This is a genomic window from Brachybacterium endophyticum (assembly GCF_003130585.1).
Taxonomy (GTDB): domain Bacteria; phylum Actinomycetota; class Actinomycetes; order Actinomycetales; family Dermabacteraceae; genus Brachybacterium; species Brachybacterium endophyticum.
The window spans coordinates 361,611-385,945 of the sequence record NZ_QFKX01000002.1 but is presented as its reverse complement, the minus strand read 5'-3'; the positions used below and the strand labels follow the sequence as shown (position 1 = coordinate 385,945).

Genomic DNA, 24,335 nt, shown 5'->3' with positions numbered 1-24,335 from the left:
TCGGCCCCGGGCGGGCCGGATCACCCCGGGCGGGCGCGCCCGGCCCTGGGCGAACGCGTCCGGGATCCGTGCGGATCTCCCCGCTATCCTGGCCGCATGGTCGGACTCATCCAGGCGTGGATCTTCGCCGTGCTCGCCGTCGTCCTGTTCGCCGTCGAGGTCTTCGCGCTGATCAACGCGCTGCGCTTCCGGCCCGATGCCTACGTCGCGGCGGGCCGCCGCACCAAGCTGTTCTGGGGGCTGCTCACCGGGCTCTCGGTGCTGCTGGGCTTCCTCGCGCTCCCCTATCCCGTCGGCGGCGGCTCCTCGATGCTGCTGATGATCATCGGCATCGTCATCGCCGGCGTCTTCCTGGCCGACGTCTACCCCGCCCTGCGGCAGGTGATGGGCCGCTCCCGGCGCAACCGTCGCAAGCGGCGTCGCTGAGGAACGGACCGCCGAGGCAGCGGCACCGCTGCCCCTCCCCCTGCACGGACGAGGGCCCCGCCCCGAGGATCGTGATCCTCGGAGCGGGGCCCTCGTACGGAGCGAGCGGCGGATCAGCTCTCGTGGCTGCCGGCGCTGCGCAGGTTCTCGCTGGCCTCGACGATGCGAGCGGCCATGCCGGCCTCGGCCTTCTTGCCCCAGGCGCGGGGGTCGTAGGCCTTCTTGTTGCCCACCTCGTTGTCGACCTTGAGGACACCGTCGTAGTTGTCGAACATGTGCCCGGCCGCGGGACGCGTGAAGGCGTACTGCGTGTCGGTGTCGATGTTCATCTTGATGACGCCGTTGTCCACGGCCTCCTGGATCTCCTCCAGGGTGGAGCCCGAACCGCCGTGCATGACGAGGTCGAAGGGCTGGTCGGTGCCGTACTCCTTGCCGACCGCGTCCTGGATGTCCTTGAGGACCGACGGGCGCAGCTTCACGTTGCCCGGCTTGTAGACGCCGTGGACGTTGCCGAAGGTGAGCGCGGTGAGGTAGCGGCCGTTCTCGCCCAGGCCGAGCTTCTTCGCGGTCTTCAGGCCGTCCTCGGGGGTGGAGAAGAGCTTGTCGTTGGAGACGTCGGCCTGGACGCCGTCCTCCTCGCCGCCGACGACGCCGATCTCGATCTCGAGGATCTTCTTGGCCTCGGCGGACTTGGCGAGCAGACGCTCGGCGATCTCGAGGTTCTCGTCGACCGGCACGGCGGAGCCGTCCCACATGTGCGACTGGAACAGCGGGTCCAGTCCCTTCTTCACGCGGTTCTCGAGGTCCCACTCGATCAGGGGCTCGACCCAGGTGGGCAGGACCTCCTTCGCGCAGTGGTCGGTGTGCAGGGCGATGTTCACCGGGTAGTTGTCCGCCACGGCGTGCACGAACTGCGCGAGCGCGATCGAGCCGGCGACACGGTCCTTGACCGTCGAGCCGGACAGGTACTCCGCACCGCCGAAGGACACCTGGATGATGCCGTCCGAGTTCGCCTCGGTGAAGCCCTGGAGCGCGGCGATCGCCGTCTGCGAGCTCGAGACGTTCACGGCCGGGTAGGCGAACGAGCCCTTCTTGGCACGATCGATCATCTCGGCGTACTTGTCAGGGGATGCGATGGGCATGTGTGCTCCTCACGCGGGTGTCAGCATCGGTACGCGCGCGCGACCGCGCGCCGTGCTGTCGATTCTCTCACGGCTGCCCGGCGGGGCGACCCGGCACCCGCTCCCGTGGACACCCTGCTCATGACGCGTCGCCGGGCGCCCCACCGGGAACGGTGTGCTGACGCATCCAGGTGTGCATGGCGATCGCCGCGGCCGCCGCGACGTTCAGCGACCGCGTCGAGCCGAGCTGGGTGATCTCCAGGACCTCGTCGCACGCGGCGAGCAGCTCGGGGCTGATCCCCGGGCCCTCCTGGCCGAACACGAGCACCGCGCGCTCGGGCAGACGGGCGCTCTCCAGCGGCAGCGCCCCGGGGACGATGTCGATCGCGATCAGGGGGCGCCCCTCGGCCCGCGCCCAGTCCGCGAGGTGGGGGACGTCCGGATGGTGGATCTCGTGCTGGTACCGATCGGTGACCATGGCGCCGCGTCGGTTCCAGCGCCGACGACCGACGATGTGGAAGGCGCCGACGGCGAAGGCGTTCGCGGTGCGCACGATCGACCCGATGTTCGCGTCGTGCTCGAGGTTCTCGATGGCGATGTGGAGACCGGTGCGGTGGGCGTCGAGATCGGCGACGATCGCCTCGCGCCGCCAGTAGCGGTAGCGGTCCACGACGTTGCGCCGGTCGCCGTTCTCCAGGAGCGCGGGATCCAGGCGGGGGTCGTCCGGCCACGGCCGCGGATGCGGACCGACGCCGACGCTGCGCTCGGGATCGTCCTGCTGCTCGGTCACCGCGCCTCGTCCGGTCCCTCGGGATCGTGCTCGCCCGCCGCGACGTCCGGGTCGGGCAGCCCGGCCGCTCGACGCCGGCGCTCGCGACGCACCAGGCGGACCAGCCAGACCACGATCAGCACGATGATCACGAGGTACACGATGTTCGAGATCACCTCGGTGTAGGGCTCGATGACGTGCCAGTTCGATCCCAGCGCGAACCCGAAGGTGATGAACAGGGCGTTCCAGATCGCGCTGCCGGCGAGGGTGAGCACGGTGAAGCGCCAGAAGGGCATCGCGAACAGGCCGGCCGGGATCGAGATCAGGGACCGCACCCCGGGCACCATGCGCCCCAGGAAGATGCTCACCGAGCCGTGGCGGTCCATCCACTCCACCGCCCGATCGAAGTCCTGGACGTGGACCATCGGCAGCCGCACGATCAGGGCCCGGAGTCGCTCGGGACCCAGCGCCCGCCCCACCCCGTACAGCAGCCAGGCACCCACCACGGATCCCAGCAGCGAGAAGGCCAGCATCTCGACGAAGCTGTGCCCCTCCGACGCCGCGGCGACCCCCGCGAGCGGGAGGATCACCTCGGAGGGGATGGGTGGGAAGACGTTCTCGAGGAAGATCAGCAGCGCCACGCCGGGCCCGCCCAGCGAGTCCATCGTGGAGACCGCCCAGTCGACGACGTTCATCGGGACACCGCCTCGATCCGTGAGCCGGACGAGGGGTCACGCCCCGGAGCGGGCTCCGGGGGCGCTCCCCCGGGCTCCGGGGAGCGCGCCCGGCGGGCGCCGGGCGCGGGGGCTGGGGCGGGGGTCATGGCTGGCCTCTCGGTCGAAGGATCCGCGGGGTCGGTCATCCACAGGGGTCCCGGTCGCTTCCGGATGGTCGCGGCCGGAGCCGGTACCGGCATCGTAGAGACCTCGCCGAACCATTCCCTGGCATCTCCCTGACCTTCTACTGTGTGGCTCATGACCTTCAACCCGAACGCCGACATCAGCTCCGGCAACGTCTCGCGCGGCGGAGGCGGCGGTGGGCGCGGCCTCGTGCTGGGCGGCGGCGGGGGCGGCTGCCTGGTGCTGGTGGTCGTGGTCGTCTACGCCCTCCTGGGCGGCAACCCGCTGGACCTGCTGCGGGGCGGTGACGAGGGCACCCGGGTCGAGCAGGGCACCTCCTCGGGGGAGGCGACCGAGTGCCGCACCGGGGCGGACGCCAACTCCTCGGACGACTGCCTGGTCCAGGCCACGGTGGAATCGGCCGACTCCACGTGGACCGCCCTCGCGTCCGACCTGGACATGACGTTCCAGGAGCCGCAGGCGCTCCTGTTCTCGGGGCGGACGAACACGGGCTGCGGCGCGGCCTCGAGCGACGTCGGCCCGTTCTACTGCCCCGCCGATTCCACGATCTACGTCGACACCAGCTTCTACTCGGAGCTCAGCTCGACCTACGGCGCCTCCGACGGGAACTTCGCCAAGGAGTACGTGGTCGCCCACGAGTACGGCCACCACATCCAGAACCTGCAGGGCACGATGGATCGCATCGACCGCTCGCAGACCGGCCCCGACAGCGACGGGGGTGCGCCTGGAGCTGCAGGCCGACTGCTACGCGGGCGTGTGGGCGCATCACGCCGCCGGTTCGAAGGACTCGAAGGGACAGTCGTTCCTGCAGCCCCTCGGCGAGAAGGACATCGCCGACGGTCTCTCCGCGGCGAGCGCGGTGGGTGACGACCACATCCAGGGCGATGTCTCCGGCGGGCAGGTGAACCCCGAGAGCTGGACCCACGGCTCCTCGGCCTCACGTCAGAAGTGGTTCACGACCGGCTACGAGTCCGGGGACCCCGGTGCCTGCGACACGTTCTCGACCTCGGACCTGTGAGCCCGGGCCGCTCCGGCGCTCAGACCGACAGCTCGTCGACCGAGTAGGCGTGCAGGTAGCGATACCCGGCGGCCTCGATCTTCTCGCGGGCGCCGGTCCCCCGGTCCATGATCACGGCGACGGCGCGGATCCGCGCTCCCGCCTCCTCGATGGCCTCGCAGGCGGTGAGCACGCTGCCACCGGTCGTGGAGGTGTCCTCGACGGCGATCACGTCACGCCCCGCGATGTCCGGCCCTTCGATGCGTCGCTGCAGACCGTGGGCCTTGTTGGCCTTGCGCACCACGAAGGCGTCCAGCTGCGGGGGACGCACGGCGCCCTCCTCGGCGGCCCAGTCGGCCCACGGGTGGGCACCCGCGGCCGCGCCGTCGTGCGCCGCCGTGTGCAGGACGGCGCTCGCGACGGGATCGGCACCGAGCGTCAGACCGCCCACGGCGCTGACGGCGTCGGCCCCGGCGAGCAGTCCCTCCTGGCTCAGCAGGTCCAGCATGACGCGGCCGACCAGCGGTGCGGCCTCGTGGTGCAGGGTGACGCGGCGCAGGTCGACGTAGTAGTCGGCCTCCTTGCCGGAGGAGAGCGTCACCTTCCCCCGCACGACGGCGATCTCGTCGATGAGCTGGAGGAGGCGGGCGCGCGCGTCGGAGGTCGAGTTCTCAGCCATGCGACCAGGGTAGACGGCTCACTGGTCCTCGCGCTGCCACGGCGCGTGGAGCTTGCGGCGGGAAGCGCGGCGGCGCGAGCGGCGCAGGGCCCGCTGCCCGAGCTCGGCCTCCCAGCTGGCCGAGGTCAGCTTCCGCACCAGACGCCGCGGGGCCAGGCGCGAGACCTCGCCGGCGGCCCGGTACTTCACCGAGGGGATCGAGAGCACGTGCCCCTTGGCGGCGTCGCGCAGTGCCTGCTCGACGACGAACGGCGCCTTCAGCCACGTCACCCGCGGCAGGCCCTCGACGTTGATGGCGGCGCGCTGATGGAACTCGGTGGCGACGAAGCCGGGCAGCAGGGCGGTCGCCGTGACGCCCGTGCCCCGGAGCTCCGTGGCCAGGGACTCGGTGAACACGGTGACCCAGCTCTTGGAGGCGGCGTAGGGCCCCGCGGCGGTGTACCCGGCCAGGGAGCTGACGTTGATGATGGCTCCGCAGCGCCGTTGCACCATCACCCGGGCCGCCGCGTGGGAGAGCACGAGCACGGCTCGGATCAGGGTGTCCATCTGCTTCTCGTGGTCCGCGACGCCGACTTCGAGGAATCGGCCGCGCAGCCCGTAGCCGGCGTTGTTGACCAGCAGTGAGATCGGTGCCACCGGGTCCGTCAGCTTCGTGGCGACGTGGTCGAGGTCCTCGCGCACCGAGAGGTCCGCCCTGAGGACCTCGATGTCGACGTCGTGGACGTGCCGGATCTGCTCGGCCACCGCCCGCAGACGTCGCTCGTCGCGGGAGACCAGCACCAGGTCGTGCCCGGTCCCGGCGAGCTGCCAGGCGAACTCGAGGCCGAGTCCCGCCGTGGAGCCGGTGACCAGTGCGCGTGCCATGGTCAGATGGTAATCCGCGGGACGGCTCAGGGGCGCGATCCCAGGTAGGCCAGTGCCGCCACGACCTGTGCGCGGGTCATGACCTCGAGGGTCGGGTGCAGCTCGGGCACGAAGCCGCTCTGGTGGTTGGCGGGGACGTCCTGTGCGACGGTGCCGTTCTCGACCGCCGCGCGATAGGTCCCGGGGTCCGTGCCGCCGACGATCCAGTACACGTAGGGCGCCCCGAAGGCGTCGGGGATGTTCGAGAAGTCCTCGCTCGCGGTCTGCCGCGGCGGGGTGACGACCTGGCCGTCCTCGAAGGCCTCCTCGAAGGCGCCGCGGATGCGTTCGGCCTGCTCCGCGTCGTTGTCGGTGAGCGGGTACTGGTCGTAGTACTCGAACTCGGGCTGCCGGGGGCAGCCGGCGGCCTCGCACTCGGCGCGCACGATGCGCTCGAGGGAGCCGATCACGTGGTCGCGCACGTCGGTGTCGTAGTGGCGCAGATTGACGCGCAGCTCCGCCGTGGAGGGGATGATGTTCGACTTCGTGCCCGCGACCAGCGAGCCGACCGTGAGGACGGAGAAGGTGCCGGGCTGGATCTCGCGGGACACGATCTGCTGGAGGCGCACGACGATGTCGGCGGCGAGCACGACGGGATCCACCGCGTTGTGCGGCATCGACCCGTGGGCGCCGCGACCGTGCAGGGTGATGTGCACCGAGTCGCCCTGGGAGAGGATCGGCCCGCCGAGCACCCCCAGCTGCCCGGCGATCCCCGGCATCACGTGCTGGCCGAGTGCCACGTCGGGCCTCGGCACGGCGTCGGCGAGTCCGTCGCGCAGCATCGACCGGGCGCCGTCGGCGGCCTCCTCCCCGGGCTGGAACAGGGCGATGTAGGTGCCGCTCCAGGCCTGCTTCGCCTCGACGAGGGCGCGCACGGCTCCCAGCAGCGCGGAGAAATGGAAATCGTGGCCGCACGCGTGCATGACGCCGTCGGCCTGCGAGCGGTAGTCGGCCACCGGGTCCTCGGTCACCGGCAGGGCGTCGATGTCCGCCCGCGCCAGGACCACGGGGCCCTCCCCGTTCTCGATCACGCTGACCACACCCGTGCCGCCGAAGCGGCGGGATGCCAGACCCAGGCCCTCGAGCTCCTTCTCGATGCGGGAGGCGGTCTGCTCCTCCTGCATGCTCAGCTCGGGATGGCGGTGGGACTCCTTGTAGAAGTCCTCCTGCCACGACCACAGGTTCTCCAGGCTCGTCTCCACTGTCGCGTCCATGCCTCCACTGTGCGCCTCCGCGGAGCGGATTGCACGACGCCCCGGAGGTCGGTCCCCTCGGCCCCGGTCCCGCACGGCACGACACTTCGGTGCACGCATAGACTGCCGGGCATGCGCATCGCGACCTGGAACATCAACTCGCTGCGAGCCCGGACGGACCGCCTGCTGGCGCTCCTGGAGCGCCACGAGATCGACGTGATCGCCCTGCAGGAGATCAAGGCGAAGCCCGAGCAGCTGGACCTCTCAGGCCTCGAGGCGGCCGGCTACGAGGTCGCGGCGCACGGCCTGAACCAGTGGAACGGCGTCGCGATCGCCTCCCGGATCGGGCTGAGCGACGTGCACACCCAGCTGCCCGACGTGCCGACATGGCCCGAGGAGGAGGACGGTGTCGTCGAGGCCCGCGCGCTGGGCGCCCTGGTGGGCGGGGCCGAGGGGACCTCGCCCGGGCTGCGCCTGTGGTCGCTGTACATCCCCAACGGCCGCGAGATCGACCATCCGCACTACGGTTACAAGCTGCGCTGGCTCGAGGCGCTGCGCGCGGAGGGCGCCCGTGAGCTGGCCGCCGACGCCCAGGCGCCGGTACTGCTGACCGGCGACTTCAACGTCGCGCCGGAGGACGAGGACGTGTGGTCGATGGAGTTCTTCGAGGGGAAGACCCACGTCACCGAGCCCGAGCGCGCGGCCTTCCGTGCCGTGGTCGACGAGGGCTACGCCGACCTGGTGCGCCCCGACCACCCGGGGCCCCAGGTCTACACCTACTGGGACTACCAGCAGCTGCGCTTCCCCAAGAAGGAGGGCATGCGCATCGACTTCGCCCTCGGCTCGCCCGCGGTGCAGAACGCCTATCGCGCCTCCTTCATCGATCGTGAGGAGCGCAAGGGCAAGGGCGCCTCCGACCATGCGCCCGTGGTGGTCGACCTGGAGTTCTGAGCGCCCGGCCCCGCCGCCCCGCTCCGGCGACCCCGGTCCTCCACAACCGGGGCTTGTCCCCCATCGGGGGTCCGGGGCTGACGGCGCGCCGCGGGCGCCCGACCCTGGGGGCATGACCAGCCTCCTGGATCGCCGCGCTCCCCGCTCCCCCGTCCGCTTCCCCGTCGACGTCCCGCCCGCGGATGCCGTCTCCCGCGCCCCTGCGAGGGGGCGGTGCTGCGGCCGGCGGCGGCTGCAGGCCTCTCGGCCCCGCCGCCGCGGGTGCCGCTGATCGCCTGGCACGACGCCCCCCATCCGGCTCCCTCGGATGCGGCCGACGGCGAGGAGCGGACCACGGGTGACACCGGGCGCCCTCTGCGGGCCCTCGTCGAGGACCACGTCGCCGCGGCAGGAGCGCTGCTGTGCGACGCCGGGCAGCTCGATGCCGAGGACCGCCAGAGCTGCCTGCTGCACCTGTGGACGCCGGCCGCCCTGCTCGGCGCCACGGTCTCGCGCTCCGCCCGATCCCGCCCCCTGGTGGTCACCGACAAGGCGGTCTCCGAGCCCGTGTGGCGCAGCGCCCTCGAGCACGAGGCAGCCGGCGTCGTGCGTCTGCCCGAGGAATCCGCGCGCCTGCTGGCGCTGCTCGGGACGGCGCTGCGACCGCGCGAGCGGGCCCAGGTCATCGGGGTGGTTGGAGGCTGCGGTGGGGCGGGGGCCTCGAGCTTCGCGGCACGGCTGGCCGGGGCAGCGGCCCGCAGCGGGATGGACAGCGTGCTCATCGACGCCGATCCCCTCGGCGGGGCCTGGACGCGCTGGTCGAGGCCCCCGAGCTGCAGGGGGCCTGCTGGGAGGATCTCGCCGGGATCGATGCGGCCGACGGCGACGCCCTGGTCGACGGGCTCCCCGAGGTCGACGACGTGCACCTGCTGGTGGCCCGGGAGGAGCCCGCACCGAGCGGTGTGCAGCTGGACCATGTGCTGGCGGCGCTCGACACCCTCACCGCCCAGGTGGTGGTGGACCTCGCGCCCGATCTGGTGGGCACCGCCGTGCCGCACCTGGACCGGCTGTTCGTGGTGGTCCCGGCCAGCGATCACGCCCTGCGCGCCGCCTCCCGGCGCGTCGCCGCGTGGCACCTGCCGACCGGGACCGACGAGGCCGTGCTGCGCGGTCGCGGGCCGGTCGGTCCGGCCGATGTGCGCGAGGTCCTGCACGTCCCGGTCGCGGGGCGCTTCAAGGACTCCTCGCGCGCCCTCGTCCCGCTGCTGGACGTGCGACGGGGCGGGGCCGATGCCCTCTCCCGTCGCATCGTCGAGGCCTGGGAGCAGGAGCGATGAGCGCCCCGGCCGCGGCTGTCGAGGGCATCGTCGAGCGGGTGCGGGAGGATCTCGCCGCCGACCCCGGCCCGGTGGACGTCGCCCGGGTCTCCCGCGCCCTGCGCTCGGAGGGCCGGGTGCTGGGGGCCGCTGCGATGCTCGAGGTGACGGCACGGGTGCGGGATCACGTCGCCGGGCTCGGCCCACTGCAGGGGCTGCTCGGCGCCGACGTCACCGATGTGCTGGTCAACGGTGACGGGACCATCTGGGTCGACGACCCGGAGGGGCTGCATCGCAGCGAGGTGCGGATCGATCCGCGCGAGGCGCGGGAGCTCGCGGTGCGACTGGCGACCCTGGGAGGGCGCCGCCTCGACGACGCGGCGCCCTGTGCCGACGCGCGCCTGCCCGGAGGGATCCGTTTCCACGGCGTGCTGCCGCCGCTGTCGACCGGCGGCGCACTGATCTCGCTGCGCCTGCCCGCCCGGCGAGCCCTCTCGCTCGCGGACCTCGAGGCCGCGGGCGCCCTCCCGGGCCCCGCACCGGCGATCCTGCGTGCCCTCGTCACGGCCCGGGCCGCCTTCGTGGTCACCGGCGGCACGGGCAGCGGGAAGACCACGCTGCTCGGGGCGCTGCTTTCCCTCACCGACGCGCAGGAACGGATCGTCGTGATCGAGGACGCCCAGGAGCTGCGCATCGATCATCCGCACGTCGTCCACCTGCAGTCCCGCCATGCCAACAGCGAGGGCAGCGGCGGCGTGGGCCTGATCGACCTGGTGCGGCAGAGCCTGCGGATGAGGCCGGACCGCGTGGTGCTCGGCGAGTGCCGCGGCGGCGAGGTGCGTGAGCTGCTGCAGGCCCTGAACACCGGACATGAGGGCGGGTGCGGGACCCTGCACGCGAACACGGCGCTGGACGTTCCCGCCCGTCTCGAGGCACTCGGGGCCCTCGGAGGGCTGGACCGACAAGCGCTCGCGGCCCAGGCGGCGAGCGCCCTGGAGGTGATCGTGCACCTCGGGCGACCCGGCGGGCGGCGCCGTGTCGTCGAGGTCGCCGTCCTCGAGCGCGGGGCCGACGGCGGACTGCGAGCGGTCTCGGCCCTCGACCTCCGTGACGAGGAGCCCGCTGCCGGGCCGGGGTGGGAACGCCTGGCCGTGCGCCTCCATCTGGATCCAGGGATCCTCGAGGGCGCCGTCGGAGGTCCCGCACGGGCGCGTGGACGCCACGCCGCCGGGGCGGGCGCACGATGACACTCGTCCCCGCACTGCTCGTCATCCCTCTGGCCCTGCTCGTCGCCTGGGGCCGAGGGCCGGCGAGGACCCTTCCGCCGGGCACCACCGCGCTCCTCGTCCGGCCGCGTTCGCGTGCCAGCACCCTCGACGTCGCGCGGATGGTCGAACGCCTCGCCGTCGTGTTCTCGAGCGGGTCCCCGATCCGCCAGGCCTGGCGGATCGTCGGCGAGTCGCTGCCGCCCGGCGATCTCTCGGACCTCGCCCAGCGGGTGAGCGCGGGAGCCGACCCGCGACGAGCGGGCCGCCGTTCTCTCGCCCATTCCGCGGAGATCCGCTCCCTGGGCGCCGCACTGGAGGTCTGCGAGCGCAGTGGTGCCCCGATGGCCGCTCTGCTCGACGGCCTGGCCGGCGCTCTCCGGGGGCTGCACGATGCCGCGGCCGCGCGTCGCAGCGCCTTCGCCGGTCCCCGCGCGACCGGCAGGATCCTGCTGGGTCTGCCGCTCGCGGGAGTGGCGCTCGGTGCACTGCTGGGCGCTGATCCCCTGCGCACGCTCGTCGGGACCGGCGCGGGGAGGGTCCTCCTGGTCACGGGCGGTGCGCTGACGCTGGGCGGCTGGTGGTGGATGCGTTCGCTGATGCGGACCGCGGAAGGCCGGGTGAGCACCGCGGTGGACCCCTCGGTGCTGCTGGATCTGGTCGCCGGCGCCATGACCTCCGGGCTGCCGCTCGCCGGGGCCTGCGAGGTGGTCGCCCACGCGCTCTCCGAGGACCGGGATTCCCACGGCGCGGCCCGCGATCTCGACCGCTTCGCACAGTCCCTCGCCTCCGGTGTGCCCGCCACTCTCGCGGCCGCCCACCTGGATCCCTCGCTCGCGGTGCTCGGCCAGTCCGCGCTGCTGGCCGAACGCTCGGGCGCGGACCTCACACGGGTGCTCTCCGGAGCGGCACAGGACGCGCGGCGTGATCGGGCGCGCGAGGCCGAGGCCGCCGCGGCACGTCTCGCGGTGCGTCTGGTGCTGCCCACCGGGACCACCCTCCTGCCCGCGTTCGTGCTGCTGGGCATCATCCCCACCGTCGCCTCGCTGCTGGGCGGCTCCCTCGGCGTCCAGACCTGGATCCCCGCCGGGACCTGACCACGCCCGGCACCCCTCGACCACCGGGCATCCCCGGTCCGCGTCGCCGGCCGGCGACGCTCCATCCGCTCGCGTCCGCGGGCACCCCACGAAGGAGACACCATGACCGACACGACCACGACCCCTCACGCCCTCGGGCCCACGCGCCGCACCCTCGGGGCGGCACTGCGGGACGAGACCGGGGCGTCCACCGCGGAGTACGCCATCACGGTGCTCGCCGCCTGCGGCTTCGCCGCCGTGCTGGTGGTGCTGCTGAAGTCCGGCGAGGTGCGGGACCTGCTGATGAACATCATCACCAGCGCGCTCTCGCTGGGTCAGTGACCGACCGCTCCCCCGCTGTGGACGGAGCGTCCCGACCGGCCCCTTCCCGGGTCGATCGGGGCGCCCCGCGCCCGGGCCGACGCACGTCCCCACGGGGCGCCCGCCGAGGACTGCCCTGCCCGGGACTGTCCTGCACGCGGGGATCCGTCACGGCGGAGGCGGCCGTCGTGCTGCCGGTGATCGTCGCGATGGTGCTGGTGATCCTGGTGGCGGGGATCGGGATCGGCACCGAGGTGGGTCTGCAGTCCGCCGCGCGAGGCGCCGCACGGGAGATGGCCCGAGGGCAGAGCGAAGGGGAGGCCACCCGGACCGCGCAGCGGATCGCGGGTGAGGACGCGCAGGTGAGCTTCCACAGCGACGGAGCATGGGTGGAGGTCACGGTCACGCGCGCCCCGCAGGTGGACTCGGGCCCGCTCGCGGGCGGCCACTGGCAGCTCACGGGCAGCGCCTCGGCTCGCCGCGAGCCGCACCTGGTGGGGGACGACGCCGGCGGGCAGTCGCCATGAGGCGAGGGCGAGGGCTTCGTCGATCATTCGGCGAGGAGGGGTCCGCGCCGGCCAGCGTGCTGGCCTACACCGGAGCCATGACCGCGGTCCTCGCGGCGGTGATCCTGATCGGTCAGGGACTGCTCGCCTCCTCGCGTGCGGACACCGCCGCGGACCTGGGGGCGCTCGCCGGGGCGGACTCCCTCGCGGTCGGCGGGTCGTCGCCGTGCCAGGTCGCCGCGGAGGCCGTCTCCCGCAACCGGGCCCGGATGACCTCGTGCCGCATCGAGGGCGAGGACGCGATCGTCGAGGTGAGCACCCCTGCGGGGATCCTGCCGGATCAGACCTCGCGGGCCCGCGGCGGCCCGGCGCCCTCGAGCAGTCCGAGCACGGCGAGCGCCCCCGACTTCGACAGCGGCTCGTTGCCGTTGCCGCACTTCGGGGAGACCACGCAGGCGGGGCAGCCCGCCTCGCAGTCGCACTCGCCGATCATGTCGGCCGTGGCCCGGATCCAGGCGCCGGCGTCCTCCGCGCCGCGCTGGGCGAACCCGGCGCCGCCGGGCGCGCCGTCGTACACGAAGATCGTCGGCTCGCCGGTGTCCTCGTGACGGGCGGTAGACACCCCACCGATGTCCCAGCGATCGCACGTGGCCAGCAACGGCAGCATCGAGATCGCGGCGTGCTCGGCCGCGTGCAGCGCGCCGGGCAGGAGCTCGCCGGGGATGTCCTCACGCTCGGTGAGCTCCTCCGGCAGGACGAACCACACCGCCCGCGTGGTCAGCGTGCGCGGCGGGAGATCCAGCGGATGCTGGCCGAGGACCGCCTGGGTGTAGACGTCGCGCACCTGGTACCCGGTCACCTGGTCGGTCACGTCCACGGTCCCGAAGCACAGGCGCACCCCGTCCTTCCACTCCTCCTCGCGCTCGGTGGCGCGGATGCGGATCGTCGAGGTGGACTGCGGGTGCGTGGAATGCAGGGGATCCTCGCGGTGCACGAGCGCGACCGCCCGCTCGACGTCCAGGTGGTCGACCACGAAGGTCCTTCCCTGGTGCAGGTAGACCGCGCCGTCGTGGACCTGGGTGTGGGCGCTGCCCGCGTCGACAGTGCCCAGCAGGGCGCCGCTGGACCCCTCCACGATCCGCACCGGCTCTCCTCCGCTGCCGCGCAGGTCCGTGAGGGCGTGAGCGCTCTCGGTCATCGTCCAGTACCAGCCCGTCGGCCGGCGTCGCAGCACGCCGCGAGCCACGAGGGTGTCCAGGAGCTCGTGGGCGCTGGGCCCGAAGATCTCCTCCTCCCCGTCGCGCAGCGGCAGCTCGGCCGCCGCGGCGCACAGGTGCGGCGTCATCACATAGGGGTTGTGGGGGTCGAACACGGCCGCCTCGACCTCCTGCCCGAAGACCGAGCGGGGGTGGTGGACGACGTAGGTGTCCAAGGGGTCCTCACGGGCGATGAACAGGGCGAGCGCATCACCCTCCTGGCTGCGGCCTGCCCGTCCGGCCTGCTGCCACAGGGAGGCCCGGGTCCCCGGCCAGCCGGCGATCAGCACCGCGTCCAGCCCCGAGATGTCGATGCCCAGCTCGAGCGCGTTCGTCGAGGCCAGAGCCCGCAGCTTGCCGCTGCGCAGGGCGTCCTCGAGGTCGCGACGCTCCTGGGCGAGGTAGCCGCCGCGATAGGCCGCGATGCGTCCGGCCCGGTCGGCGAGCGCGCCGTCCATGGTCTGCTCGGCCTCCTGGCCGAGCAGACGCTGGGCACCCGTGGAGACCAGCTCCGCCCCGCGTCGCGAGCGCGCGAAGACGAGGGTCTGGACGTCGCGGTGCACGAGATCGGCGAGCAGGGCGCCCGCCTCGCTGGTGGCCGAGCGCCGCAGCGGCTCCTCGCTGCGACCGCTCGCAGCGTCCTCGGGATGATCGCCCGCGGACTCCGCCCGGGGGCTGCTCGCCGGCTCGGCGGCGACGCCGCCCTCCCGGGGAGCACGGCCGTCGACCACGGACTTCGTGCCGGGCTCCCACAGGCCGAAGGTGACGCCGCCGCGCGGGGAGCCGTCCTCGGTGACGGCGGTGACGTCCTGGCCGACCAGGCGTGAGGCCGAGAGCTCCGGATTCGCGGTGGTCGCCGAGGCGAGGACGAAGGTCGGCGAGCTGCGGTAGGCCGCCGCGACCCGTCGCAGTCGCCGCATCACCATCGACACGTGGCTGCCGAAGACTCCGCGGTAGCTGTGGCACTCGTCGACGATCACGTACCGCAGGGCGCGGAAGAACCCGGCCCACTGCTCGTGCCCGGGCAGGATCCCGAAGTGCAGCATGTCGGGGTTGGTGAGCACGAAGCTCCCGTGGCGGCGGATCCACCGGCGCTGCTCGGTGGGGGTGTCGCCGTCGTAGACAGCGACCCGGGCCGCGCGCAGACCCGCTCCGTCGGCCAGGCCCGTGATGTTCGTCAGCTGGTCGGCGGCCAGCGCCTTGGTGGGAGCGAGATACAGCGCCGTCGCCCGGGGCGCGGTCGCATCGAGCTCCCGCGCGCCGATCGCGCTCAGCGAGGGCAGCAGGTAGGCCAGCGACTTCCCGGAGGCCGTCGCCGTCGAGAGCACGACGTGCGACCCGTCGTGCGCGAGCCTGGCCGCCTGCTCCTGATGGGTCCAGGGCGCCGTGATGCCGCCGGCGGCGAGGTGCTCGATCAGCCGGGGATCCGTCCACTCCGGGAAGGCCCCGGTGCGGCCCGGCCTCGCAGGCACGTGCTCGACGTGGGTGAGGCAGGTGCGTCGCTGCAGGGGAGCGCTGAGTTCCCGCAGCAGCTCGTCGGCACGGCCTGTGCGCACCCGCTCTCCTCTCCCCCGGTCCTGTCGCCGGGCGGCGTCCAGGGGACGTCCCGCTGACGTCCGGGCGGCTGGGGCACAATCGTAGCCATGCCCTCGGACACCGCTCCCGCGTCGCTCGCTCCCGCGCCCCCGCACACGGACGAGGCCCTGCTCAGCGCTCTGCGCAGCGATCTGGAGTCCGCTCCGTATACGACCGACGCGGTCGGCGAGCTGCTGGGCGAGCTCGCGAGCGAGGCGCTCTCGCGCGAGAACCCGATCCCGGCGCGCCGGGTGCTCGCCGGGGACGACGGCCCCACGGCGACCCTGCTCTCGCTGTTCACCCTCGGCGCCGTGCTCCCCCGTGAGCAGGTCTCGCGCGCACTGCCCTCACTCGGCATCGACGGAGCGATCGACCTCGGGCTGCTCGCCGCCGTCGACGCCGACGCCACGACCATGCGTGCGTGCCTGGACCTCTCGACCTACACCGCTTCCGACGACGCCGGCGAGGTGCGCTGGTGGATCGCCTCCGACCTCTCCGAGCTGGCGACCGGGCAGCCGCTCGTCCCCGATCATGTGCTCGGTGTGGGCGGTGCCTCCCTGACGCTCGCGCGGATCACGCCGCGGGAGGCCGTCGGGCGCGTCCTGGACGTGGGCTGCGGGGGCGGGATCCAGGCGATGCACGCCTCCCGCCATGCCCGTGAGGTGGTCGCCACCGACCTCTCCGAACGCGCGTTGGCCTTCGCGGCCTTCAACGCGGCGCTGAACGGGATCGACCTGGACCTGCGCCAGGGCTCCCTGCTCGAGCCGGTCGCCGGCGAGGTCTTCGACCTGGTGGTGAGCAACCCGCCCTTCGTGATCACGCCGCGCGGCGACGGGTTCGCGACCTGGACCTATCGCGACGGAGGTCGCGCCGGTGACGTGCTGACCGCCGAGCTGCTCGCGGCCCTGCCCGAGCACGTGGCACCGGGAGGTCGCGCCGTCATGCTCTCGAACTGGGAGATCGCCGAGGGTCCCGACCCCGACTGGCAGGCGCATCCGCAGGCCTGGCTCGCACCTGTCCGCGAAGCGGGCCTCGATGCCTGGGTGATCCAGAGGGAGAGCGAGGACTGCGCGCAGTACGCCGAGACCTGGGCGCGCGACGGCGGTGTCACCGTGCGCGACGCCGCCTGGGACACCCTCCAGGAGGCCTGGCTGGACGACTTCGCCGCCCGCGGGACCGCCGCGATCGGCTTCGGCTACATCCTCCTGCACCGCCCGGAGTCCGCACGCCCCGAGGACGCCGAGGTGATCTGCGAGGACGCCAGGGGACGCGGCAGCGGCACCCTCGGCGAGCACCTGGGGGCGAGCCTCGTGGCGATCGACCGCCTCGCGCGCCTGAGCGACCAGGAGCTGCTGGACTCGCGGCCGGTGCGCGCAGAGGACCTCGTCGAGCGCCGCTTCCTCACCCCCGGCGAGTACGACCCGATGCTCATCGAGCTCGTGCAGGGCGCCGGCTTCGCCCGTGTCCAGCGCGCGGACCAGCTGACGGCCGGCGTGGTCGGCGCGCTGGAGGGGACGCTGACGCTCGGCCAGATCATCGGTGCCGTCTGCGCTCTCACCGACGAGGACGAGCCGTCGGCCCGCGAACGACTGCTCCCGACAATGCGCGAGCTGATCCGCACCGGGATGGTGACGCTGTGAACACCGAGTTCGAGACGCCCCGAGAGCCCCGAGACCCCCGGGACCCCATGGACCACTGGGAGCCCCGGGGACCCCAGGAGCCCGACGGCGTCCGGGGCCCCCGAGAGCCCGACGACCCGCGCCACCACGAGCAGCGGTCCGAGCACCGGGCGCCCGACGCGGAGGACGACCGCGGCTCCACGCGGCTGGATCCCGAGGTCGGGCCGGGTGCGCTCCCGCCCACGCACCGCCGACGCGGCCTGATCCCGCGGCTGCTGGTGGGCCTGCTGGGCGCGATCGCCTGCACGGCCCTCGCGGTGATGCTGGCCCGCGCCGCCGTCGGCTCCGCCCGCGGGCAGCGTCTGGACCAGCTCATCCTCTCGGCCGCCCAGAACGACACCAGCCCGATCGCCGATGCCGTCTTCCCCGTGCTGAACACGGTGACGGTCCCCGTGGTGCTGATCCTGCTCGCCCTCGCCGCGATCTTCGCCCTCGCGCGTCGTCGACCGTCCCTGCTGCTGCAGATCCTGGTGATCGTCGCCGGGGCGAACATCACGGTGCAGGTGGTCAAGGACGTCGTCGTCACCCGTACGGCGCTGGCCAAGGACATCGACGTCACGCCGAACTCCTTCCCCTCCGGCCACACGGCGCTGGCGATCTCCGTCGCCCTCGCCCTGATCCTGGTGTGCCCGGCCCGGATCCGCGGGCTGGTCACCGTGCTGGGCACGGCGTGGGTGGCGGCCGCCGGGGTCGGCACCATCGCCGGTGGCTGGCACCGTCCCAGCGACGTCCTGGGCGCCCTGCTCGTCACCGGGGCCTGGACCTTCCTGCTGCTCGCGATCGATGCGGTGTTCGCGCTGATCCGCACCCCGCGCACGGCCGAGGGCCTCGCCGATCCCCGGGACGTGGGCTCCGGGCACGGGGTCGCGGGCACGCTCGCCGTGCTCGGGGCGATCGCGATCGCCGGCGGGATGGTGGTGCTGGCCACCGTCCCCACCCCGCTCGACCTCACCGACACCGGCCACCAGGCGCGCTCCTACCTCGCCACGGTGCTCGTGATCCCCGGCTGCGTCGGCATCCTCACCGCCGCCGCGCTCGGGCTCCGTGTCCCGGACCAGCGCCGCCGGCCCCTCCGCGAGGTGGCCTGAGGCCGCAGCGTCCACCACCCGCCGAGACGCCCGCCCCTCGCTCGTGTGAGCCGGGACGAGAGTCCCCGTGCACGTTCCGACGGAGCGTGTACGGTGAGCACGCCGGAGCCACCCAGGCCCCGCCCATGGATCCCCGACTGCGAACCGGGGTCCACCAGAACCCCCGGAAGGACGGTACAAGTGCCCGGCTCGCGCCATCTCGTGATCGTGGAGTCCCCTGCCAAGGCACGGACGATCGCCCGGTACCTCGGGGACGACTACGTCGTCGAGGCGTCCGTCGGACATATCCGTGACATCCCCGTGCCCCGGGATCTGCCCACGGACATGAAGAAGGGGCCCTACGGCAAGTTCGGGGTGGATGTCGAGAACGGCTTCGACCCCTACTACGTGGTCAGCCCGGACAAGAAGAAGACCGTCGCCGAGCTGAAGAAGCAGCTGAAGGATGCCGACACCCTCTACCTCGCGACCGATGAGGACCGTGAGGGCGAGGCGATCGCCTGGCACCTGCTGGAGACGCTCAAGCCCAAGAAGTCCCTCCCGGTGCACCGGATGGTCTTCCACGAGATCACGCGCGACGCGATCCAGGCGGCGCTGACGAACACCCGCGAGATCGACGACCATCTGGTCGATGCGCAGGAGACCCGGCGCATCCTGGACCGTCTGGTCGGCTTCGAGCTCTCCCCCGTGCTGTGGCGCAAGATCCGCCCCTCCCTCTCCGCCGGCCGCGTGCAGTCCGTGGCCACCCGCCTGGTCGTCGAGCGCGAACGCGAGCGGATGGCCTTCGTGCCCTCGGACTACTGGGACGTCACCGGCACCTTCTCGGGCGAGGACGCGGCATTCACCGCTCGCATCTCCACGGTCGACGGCTCGCGGGTCGCGACCGGATCGGACTTCGCCGACGACGGCACGCTGAAGAAGAAGGCCGCCTCGGCCACCGTGCTCACCGAGGAGTCCGCGACCGCTCTGGTCACGGCCCTGGAGGGCGCGAAGGCACGGGTCGCGAGCCTCGAGTCCAAGCCCTACACGCGGCGCCCCGCCGCCCCGTTCACGACCTCCTCCCTGCAGCAGGAGGCCTCGCGCAAGCTGCGCCTGGGCGCCCGTCAGACCATGCGCGTGGCCCAGGGTCTGTACGAGAACGGCTACATCACCTACATGCGTACGGACTCGGTCGCGCTCTCGAGCGAGGCGATCAGCGCCTCGCGTGCGCAGGCCGCCGAGCTCTACGGCTCGCAGTACGTGCCCGACAAGCCCCGGCACTACCAGACCAAGTCGCAGAACGCCCAGGAGGCGCACGAGGCGATCCGCCCCGCGGGCGACCGCTTCCGCACCCCCGCCCAGGTCGCGGGCCAGCTCTCGGGCGACGACTTCCGCCTCTACGAGCTGATCTGGAAGCGCACCGTCGCCTCGCAGATGGCCGACGCCAAGGGCACCACGAGCTCGGTCGAGCTCGCCCTCGAGCAGGGCGGTCGCGCCGCGACCTTCCGCGCCTCGGGCACCGTGATCACCTTCCGCGGCTTCATGGCCGCCTACGAGGAGGGCCGGGACGCCTCCCGCTACGGCGACCAGGACGAGAACGACAAGCGTCTGCCGCAGATGAGCGAGGGCGACGAGCTCGACGTCCAGGAGCTCGTGCCCGACGGCCACACCACCACCCCGCCGCCCCGGTACACCGAGGCCTCGCTGGTGCGCGCGCTCGAGGAGCGCGGCATCGGTCGCCCCTCGACCTATGCCTCCACGGTCACCACCATCCAGGACCGCGGCTACGTGCTGCGGCGCGGCAGCGCGCTGGTGCCCTCGTGGACCGCGTTCGCGGTCGTCAAGCTGCTCGAGGAGCACTTCGGGCCGTTCATCGACTACGACTTCACCGCCCAGATGGAGGAGCAGCTCGACCGCATGGCCCGCGGCGACATCGGGCGCAGCGAGTACCTGCAGGACTTCTACACCTCCGACGGCACCGACGGGCCGATCGGCCTGAAGCCCATGGTCGAGCAGCAGGGCGACATCGACGCCCGCCAGATCAACTCGATCCCGATCGGCGAGGGCATCACCCTGCGCGTGGGCCGCTACGGCGCCTACGTGGAGCGGGCCCATCCCGATGCGGAGGCCGGTTCGACGAGCTCGGGCGAGAGCGAGACCCCGCCGCAGCGTGCGAGCCTGCCCGACGACCTCGCGCCCGACGAGCTCACCGTCGAGCGGGCACGGGAGCTGCTGGAGCGGCAGAAGGACGACGGCCGCGTGCTGGGTCAGGATCCCGCGACCGGTCACGACGTCATCGTCAAGGACGGCCGCTACGGCCCGTACGTCACCGAGGTCCTCCCCGAGGACCCGGAGGACAAGACCCCGAAGTCCAAGCGACCGAAGCCGCGCACCGCGTCCCTGCTGCAGTCCATGGACCTGGCCACCGTCGGGATCGAGGACGCCCTCAAACTGCTCTCGCTGCCCCGCGTGGTCGGTACCGACGAGGAGGGCACCGAGATCACCGCCCAGAACGGGCGCTACGGTCCCTACCTCAAGAAGGGCACCGACTCGCGCTCCCTGGAGACCGAGGAGCAGATCTTCTCGATCACCCTCGACGAGGCGAAGGCCATCTACGCGCAGCCCAAGCAGCGCGGCCGCGCGGCCGCGAAGCCGCCGCTCAAGGAGCTGGGCACCGACCCCACGAGCGAGAAGCCGATCGTGGTCAAGGACGGCCGCTTCGGTGCCTACATCACCGACGGCACCACCAACGTGACGCTGCGACGGGACGACTCGCTCGAGGCCCTCACCCACGAGGTCGCCGTCGAGCGTCTCGCGGAGAAGCGCGCCAAGGGCCCGGCGAAGAAGGGTGGGCGCAGCACCACCCGCAAGAGCAGCTCGACCTCGAAGAAGTCCACGACGTCGAAGAAGTCCACCTCGACGAAGAAGAGCTGACCGGGACCGCGAGGTCACGACCTCGCAACGAAACCGATCAATCCCCCGTGTCCGGTGTGTCCCTGCTCACCCGGAAGGCCTAGGGTGGCGACATCACGGTGAGGCCGTGGCGCGCACCGCGTCCCCTCGCCGTGATCGATCGTCCGCCCCCGTCAGCGTCGCCGGGGGCGGACCCCTCAGAGCCCACCCCCGGCAGTCGCTGCTTCGCGAATCTCCTCAGCGGACCTACTTCACGGACCCGGCCGCCAGCCCGCCGATGATCCGTCGCTGGAAGATCAGCACGAGGATGATCAGCGGCACCGTCACGATCACCCCGGCGGCCATCTTGGTGCCGTACGGGGTGTCGAACTGCGAGGAGCCGGTGAACTTCGAGATCGCCACGTTCGCGGTCTGCATCGCGGGCTGGTTCACCATCGTCAGGGCGATCAGGAACTCGTTCCACGCCGCGATGAAGGTGATGATCGCCGTGGTGAACACACCCGGGGTGGCCAGCGGCAGGATGATCCGCCAGAACGCCCCGAAGCGCGTGGTGCCGTCCACCATCGCCGCCTGCTCGAGCTCGACGGGCAGCTGCCGGAAGAAGGCGTTGAGGTTCCACACCGCCAGCGGCAGCGCGAAGGACATCGTGGGCAGGATCATCGCCTGATAGCTGTTGATCCAGTTGACCGGCCACCACTCGAAGCCGCCGCTGAACAGCTTCAGCAGCGGGACCACGAGCGTGATGACGGGGAACATCGAGGTGGCGACGATCATGAACATCACCAGCACCTTGCCGAAGAAGTCCAGCCGGGCCAGCGCGTAGGCGCCGAACGTCCCCAGCAGGAGCACCAGCAGCGTCGTGCCTCCGGCGACCACGAGGGAGTTGATCAGCGCCCGCCCGAAGTGGTTGTCCGGGTCGAACACGGCCACGTAGTTCTGGACGCTGATCGGGTTGGGGATCAGCTCGGTGGAGCGGCCCTCGCTGGGTAGGCGCAGGGAGGAGACGGCCATCCAGTAGAACGGCAGCAGGCAGTAGACGAGGATGAAGGCCATGCCGATCGCGATCACGATCGAGCCGGCGCGTCCTTTCTTGATCTTCTTGGGCGAGAGCACCTCGCCCGTGCGCGAGCGGATCTGCGTGCCGGCGGCTGCGCTGCTCATGCCATGCTCCCCTCGGTGGTGGTGCGCAGTCTGCGAGCGGCCCGCGCGGACCGCCCTCCACGCTTGGCGGGCTTGTTCTGCGCGCCGATGACGTCGGCCCCGAGCACCCGGATGAACACGAAGGCGACCAGGCAGATGTAGGCGAACAGGATCATCGAGTAGGCCGAGGCGAGCCCGTAGTTGGTCTTGCTCGCCGCATCGGAGGCCAGCATCGAGAGCGTCTGCCCCGACTCGAGCCTGCCCAGCAGGACGTAGGGAAGGTCGAACATGCGCATCGCGTCGAGCAGACGGAAGAGCACGGCGACCACGAGCACGGGCCGCACCAGCGGGAGCGTGATCTTCCAGAACGTGCTCCAGCGGTTCGCCCCGTCCATGGTCGCCGCCTCGTAGACCTGGTCGTCGATCGTCTGCAGACCGGCGAGGGTGAGCAGGCCGATGTACGGCGCGGTCTTCCAGATGTCGGCCACCAGCACGGCGGCCTTCGCCTGCCATCCCTCGGTGGTCCACAGCACCTGGTAGTGGATGACCCGGTTGAAGATGCCGTTGGCGTCGAAGATCAGCTGCCACATGAGCGCCGAGACCACGGTCGGGATCGCCCAGGGCACCAGGATCGAGGCCCGCACGATGCCGGTCGATCGCATCGCCCGCGCCATGATCAGGGCCATCGAGACGCCCAGCACGGTCTCGATGCTCACGCCCACCACGGTGAACAGCGTCGTGTTCCAGAAGGCGTTCCAGAACCCGGCACCGGCACCCGCACCGCTGAACGCGTCGGCGTAGTTCTGCAGGCCGACGAAGCTGTCGCCCTGCTTGATGATCCCTGTCGCGGGGTCGATGTCACCGCCGGACTGGGTCAGCGACTGCCAGGCGGAGAGCACGAGCGGGAAGCCGACCACGAGTGCGAGCAGCACCAGGGTCGGCAGCAGCAGGAGGTAGGCCATGCGGCCCTCGCCCGCCGTGACCCGGCGGGAATGCTGTGCGGCCACCACTCACCCCTTGGTCAGGTCGGTCAGCTGCTTCTGCAGGTCGCTCATCGCCGCCTTGGCGTCGGTGTCACCCGAGAGGCATCCGTAGGCCGCTTCCTGGATGGCCTGGGTGACCTCGCCGTACTTGACGACCTGCGGACGCACCGCGCCCTTGTCGATCGAGTCCTTGAGCGTGGCCAGGAACGGGTACTTCTTCTTCAGATCGGCGTCCTCGAAGACGGCCTTCGACGCGGTCGGGTTGCTGGTCTGCTCGAACCAGGCCTTCTGCTGCTCGGGCGCGCCCATGAACGCGATGAAGTCCAGAGCGGTCCCCATGTTCTTCGCGAACGCACTGATCGCGTAGTTCAGTCCGCCGACCGTCGAGGTGCCTTCGCCGGTGACGGCGGGGACCAGGGACACGAGGACCTTGCCGTTGACCTTCGAGGAGCCGTCGTCGGCCTCGAACTTCTCGTAGACGTAGGGCCAGTTCTGCAGGAAGACGAGCTTGCCGTCCTGGAACGCCTGGCGCGACTCCTCCTCCTTGTAGGTCAGCGCCTCCTGGGGGATGTACTTCTTGTCGAAGCCGTCGCGCAGGACCTGCAGTCCCTCCACGGCCTCCTTGCTGTCGGCATGGGGCTTGCCGTCCTTGTCGAACAGCTCGCCTCCGGCGGACTTCACGACACCGGAGATCTGGCAGGTCAGGCCCTCGTACTTGGAGAACTGGCCGCCGAAGCCGTTCATCCCCTCGTTCGAGCCCTGCACCTTCTCGATGATCTGGTACATCTCGTCGTAGGTGGCGGGCGGTTCGCTCACCCCGGCGTCCTCCAGCAGGTCCTTGCGCGAGAACAGCAGCTGGCCGTTGGTCGCGAACGGCATCGCGTAGAGCTTGCCGAAGTAGGTGGCGGTCTCGACGGTCGCCGGGATCATGGCGTCGATCGGCAGCTTGTCCTTCGGCAGCTCGACGACCCACTGGTTGGCCGCGAACTCCGCGGTCCACACGACGTCCAGGCCCAGCACGGAGTAGGCGTCGGACTTCGCCTGCGCATTGTTGATGAACTGGCTGCGCTGGTCGTCGGCGCTCTCGGGCAGCTCGACCAGGGTCACCTTCTCGTCCTCGTGGTCCTTGTTCCAGCGCTCGAGGAACTCCTTGAGCACGCCGCTGGTGTCCTTGCCGGTGGCGAACGTGATCGGGCCTCGCTCGTCGAAGTTCGCCGTGGCGCCGCCTCCGCCGCCGGAGGACGAGGAGTCGTCGGACCCTCCGCAGGCTGCGAGACCCAACGCCGACGCGCCGAGCCCGCCCGCCGCGAGCAGCGAACGGCGAGGGAGGGAATGGGTGCTTGTGCTCATGCTGGGACTCCTT

20 protein-coding genes and 2 pseudogenes are annotated in these 24,335 nt (G+C 71.9%); 12 read left to right on the top strand and 10 right to left on the bottom strand.

Annotation, left to right across the window (positions count from 1 at the left end):
* Positions 1-96 precede the first annotated feature (96 nt).
* Positions 97-426: a DUF2516 family protein gene (locus DEO23_RS06060; protein WP_109275116.1), complete on the top strand. Its 330-nt coding sequence runs from the start codon at positions 97-99 to the stop codon at positions 424-426.
* Between the two features lie 113 nt (positions 427-539).
* Here DEO23_RS06060 and fbaA read toward each other — a convergent pair whose 3' ends face one another.
* The 3 genes from fbaA to DEO23_RS06045 form a co-directional block, all read right to left on the bottom strand.
* Positions 540-1,568, bottom strand: coding sequence for a class II fructose-bisphosphate aldolase (gene fbaA, locus DEO23_RS06055; RefSeq protein WP_109275115.1), 1,029 nt, complete (start codon positions 1,566-1,568; stop codon positions 540-542).
* Between the two features lie 118 nt (positions 1,569-1,686).
* Positions 1,687-2,337 (bottom strand): TrmH family RNA methyltransferase, encoded by a 651-nt coding sequence (locus DEO23_RS06050; protein WP_109275114.1) that lies wholly within the window; start codon positions 2,335-2,337, stop codon positions 1,687-1,689.
* Complete coding sequence (locus tag DEO23_RS06045; RefSeq protein WP_109275113.1) at positions 2,334-3,011, bottom strand: DedA family protein; 678 nt, start codon at positions 3,009-3,011, stop codon at positions 2,334-2,336. The genes DEO23_RS06050 and DEO23_RS06045 overlap by 4 nt, the downstream gene beginning before the upstream one ends.
* A gap of 279 nt (positions 3,012-3,290) precedes the next feature.
* Between DEO23_RS06045 and ypfJ the strand changes: the two are divergent.
* Positions 3,291-4,194 (top strand): annotated as a pseudogene (gene ypfJ / locus DEO23_RS06040) (KPN_02809 family neutral zinc metallopeptidase).
* Positions 4,195-4,213: 19 nt separating this feature from the next.
* Here the strand turns inward: ypfJ and DEO23_RS06035 are convergent.
* Genes DEO23_RS06035 through DEO23_RS06025 form a run of 3 tightly spaced genes read right to left on the bottom strand, consistent with a single transcriptional unit; the run spans position 4,214 to position 6,969 of the window.
* On the bottom strand, positions 4,214-4,852 hold the full coding sequence (locus DEO23_RS06035; RefSeq protein ID WP_109275112.1) for an orotate phosphoribosyltransferase: 639 nt from the start codon (positions 4,850-4,852) through the stop codon (positions 4,214-4,216).
* A gap of 18 nt (positions 4,853-4,870) precedes the next feature.
* Positions 4,871-5,716 (bottom strand): SDR family NAD(P)-dependent oxidoreductase, encoded by an 846-nt coding sequence (locus tag DEO23_RS06030; protein ID WP_109275111.1) that lies wholly within the window; start codon positions 5,714-5,716, stop codon positions 4,871-4,873.
* 26 nt (positions 5,717-5,742) lie between these two features.
* A complete protein-coding gene (locus DEO23_RS06025; protein WP_109275110.1) occupies positions 5,743-6,969 on the bottom strand; it encodes an amidohydrolase in 1,227 nt (408 codons plus the stop codon).
* 111 nt (positions 6,970-7,080) lie between these two features.
* Here DEO23_RS06025 and DEO23_RS06020 point away from each other — a divergent pair, with 111 nt between their 5' ends.
* The 7 genes and pseudogenes from DEO23_RS06020 to DEO23_RS16330 form a co-directional block, all read left to right on the top strand.
* The gene (locus DEO23_RS06020; protein ID WP_109275109.1) at positions 7,081-7,899 is read left to right on the top strand and encodes an exodeoxyribonuclease III; all 819 of its coding nucleotides are present in this window, start codon (positions 7,081-7,083) and stop codon (positions 7,897-7,899) included.
* A gap of 899 nt (positions 7,900-8,798) precedes the next feature.
* Positions 8,799-9,215, top strand: a complete 417-nt coding sequence (locus tag DEO23_RS06015; protein WP_109275108.1) for a hypothetical protein — start codon at positions 8,799-8,801, stop codon at positions 9,213-9,215.
* Positions 9,212-10,441 carry a TadA family conjugal transfer-associated ATPase gene (locus DEO23_RS06010; protein WP_109275107.1) on the top strand — a complete coding sequence of 410 codons (1,230 nt, stop codon included), beginning with the start codon at positions 9,212-9,214 and terminating at the stop codon, positions 10,439-10,441. The genes DEO23_RS06015 and DEO23_RS06010 overlap by 4 nt, the downstream gene beginning before the upstream one ends.
* A complete protein-coding gene (locus tag DEO23_RS06005; protein ID WP_109275106.1) occupies positions 10,438-11,556 on the top strand; it encodes a type II secretion system F family protein in 1,119 nt (372 codons plus the stop codon). Before DEO23_RS06010 ends, DEO23_RS06005 begins: the two co-directional genes overlap by 4 nt.
* A 102-nt stretch (positions 11,557-11,658) precedes the next feature.
* Positions 11,659-11,877, top strand: a complete 219-nt coding sequence (locus DEO23_RS06000) for a DUF4244 domain-containing protein (RefSeq protein WP_109275105.1) — start codon at positions 11,659-11,661, stop codon at positions 11,875-11,877.
* A 110-nt stretch (positions 11,878-11,987) separates the two neighbouring features.
* Positions 11,988-12,383: a TadE family protein gene (locus tag DEO23_RS05995; protein WP_109275611.1), complete on the top strand. Its 396-nt coding sequence runs from the start codon at positions 11,988-11,990 to the stop codon at positions 12,381-12,383.
* Positions 12,380-12,670: pseudogene (locus DEO23_RS16330) on the top strand (Rv3654c family TadE-like protein); the annotation flags it as partial. The gene DEO23_RS05995 and the pseudogene DEO23_RS16330, both read left to right, overlap by 4 nt.
* 32 nt (positions 12,671-12,702) lie before the next feature.
* Here the strand turns inward: DEO23_RS16330 and DEO23_RS05985 are convergent.
* On the bottom strand, positions 12,703-15,174 hold the full coding sequence (locus tag DEO23_RS05985) for a DEAD/DEAH box helicase (RefSeq protein ID WP_109275104.1): 2,472 nt from the start codon (positions 15,172-15,174) through the stop codon (positions 12,703-12,705).
* Between the two features lie 87 nt (positions 15,175-15,261).
* On the opposite strand from DEO23_RS05985, the gene DEO23_RS05980 reads away from it, so the two are divergent.
* The 3 genes from DEO23_RS05980 to topA all read left to right on the top strand — a co-directional run bounded on the left by DEO23_RS05980 (position 15,262) and on the right by topA (position 20,870).
* Positions 15,262-16,833 (top strand): DUF7059 domain-containing protein, encoded by a 1,572-nt coding sequence (locus DEO23_RS05980; protein WP_109275103.1) that lies wholly within the window; start codon positions 15,262-15,264, stop codon positions 16,831-16,833.
* On the top strand, positions 16,830-17,960 hold the full coding sequence (locus DEO23_RS05975; RefSeq protein WP_240613244.1) for a phosphatase PAP2 family protein: 1,131 nt from the start codon (positions 16,830-16,832) through the stop codon (positions 17,958-17,960). Before DEO23_RS05980 ends, DEO23_RS05975 begins: the two co-directional genes overlap by 4 nt.
* A gap of 180 nt (positions 17,961-18,140) precedes the next feature.
* Positions 18,141-20,870 (top strand): type I DNA topoisomerase, encoded by a 2,730-nt coding sequence (gene topA / locus DEO23_RS05970; protein ID WP_109275102.1) that lies wholly within the window; start codon positions 18,141-18,143, stop codon positions 20,868-20,870.
* A gap of 225 nt (positions 20,871-21,095) precedes the next feature.
* On the opposite strand, the gene DEO23_RS05965 is transcribed toward topA, so the two are convergent.
* Genes DEO23_RS05965 through DEO23_RS05955 form a run of 3 tightly spaced genes read right to left on the bottom strand, consistent with a single transcriptional unit; the run spans position 21,096 to position 24,322 of the window.
* Positions 21,096-22,010 (bottom strand): carbohydrate ABC transporter permease, encoded by a 915-nt coding sequence (locus DEO23_RS05965; RefSeq protein ID WP_109275101.1) that lies wholly within the window; start codon positions 22,008-22,010, stop codon positions 21,096-21,098.
* A complete protein-coding gene (locus DEO23_RS05960) occupies positions 22,007-22,996 on the bottom strand; it encodes a carbohydrate ABC transporter permease (protein ID WP_240613243.1) in 990 nt (329 codons plus the stop codon). Before DEO23_RS05960 ends, DEO23_RS05965 begins: the two co-directional genes overlap by 4 nt.
* Positions 22,997-22,999: 3 nt before the next feature.
* The gene (locus DEO23_RS05955) at positions 23,000-24,322 is read right to left on the bottom strand and encodes an ABC transporter substrate-binding protein (RefSeq protein WP_109275099.1); all 1,323 of its coding nucleotides are present in this window, start codon (positions 24,320-24,322) and stop codon (positions 23,000-23,002) included.
* Positions 24,323-24,335 lie beyond the last annotated feature (13 nt).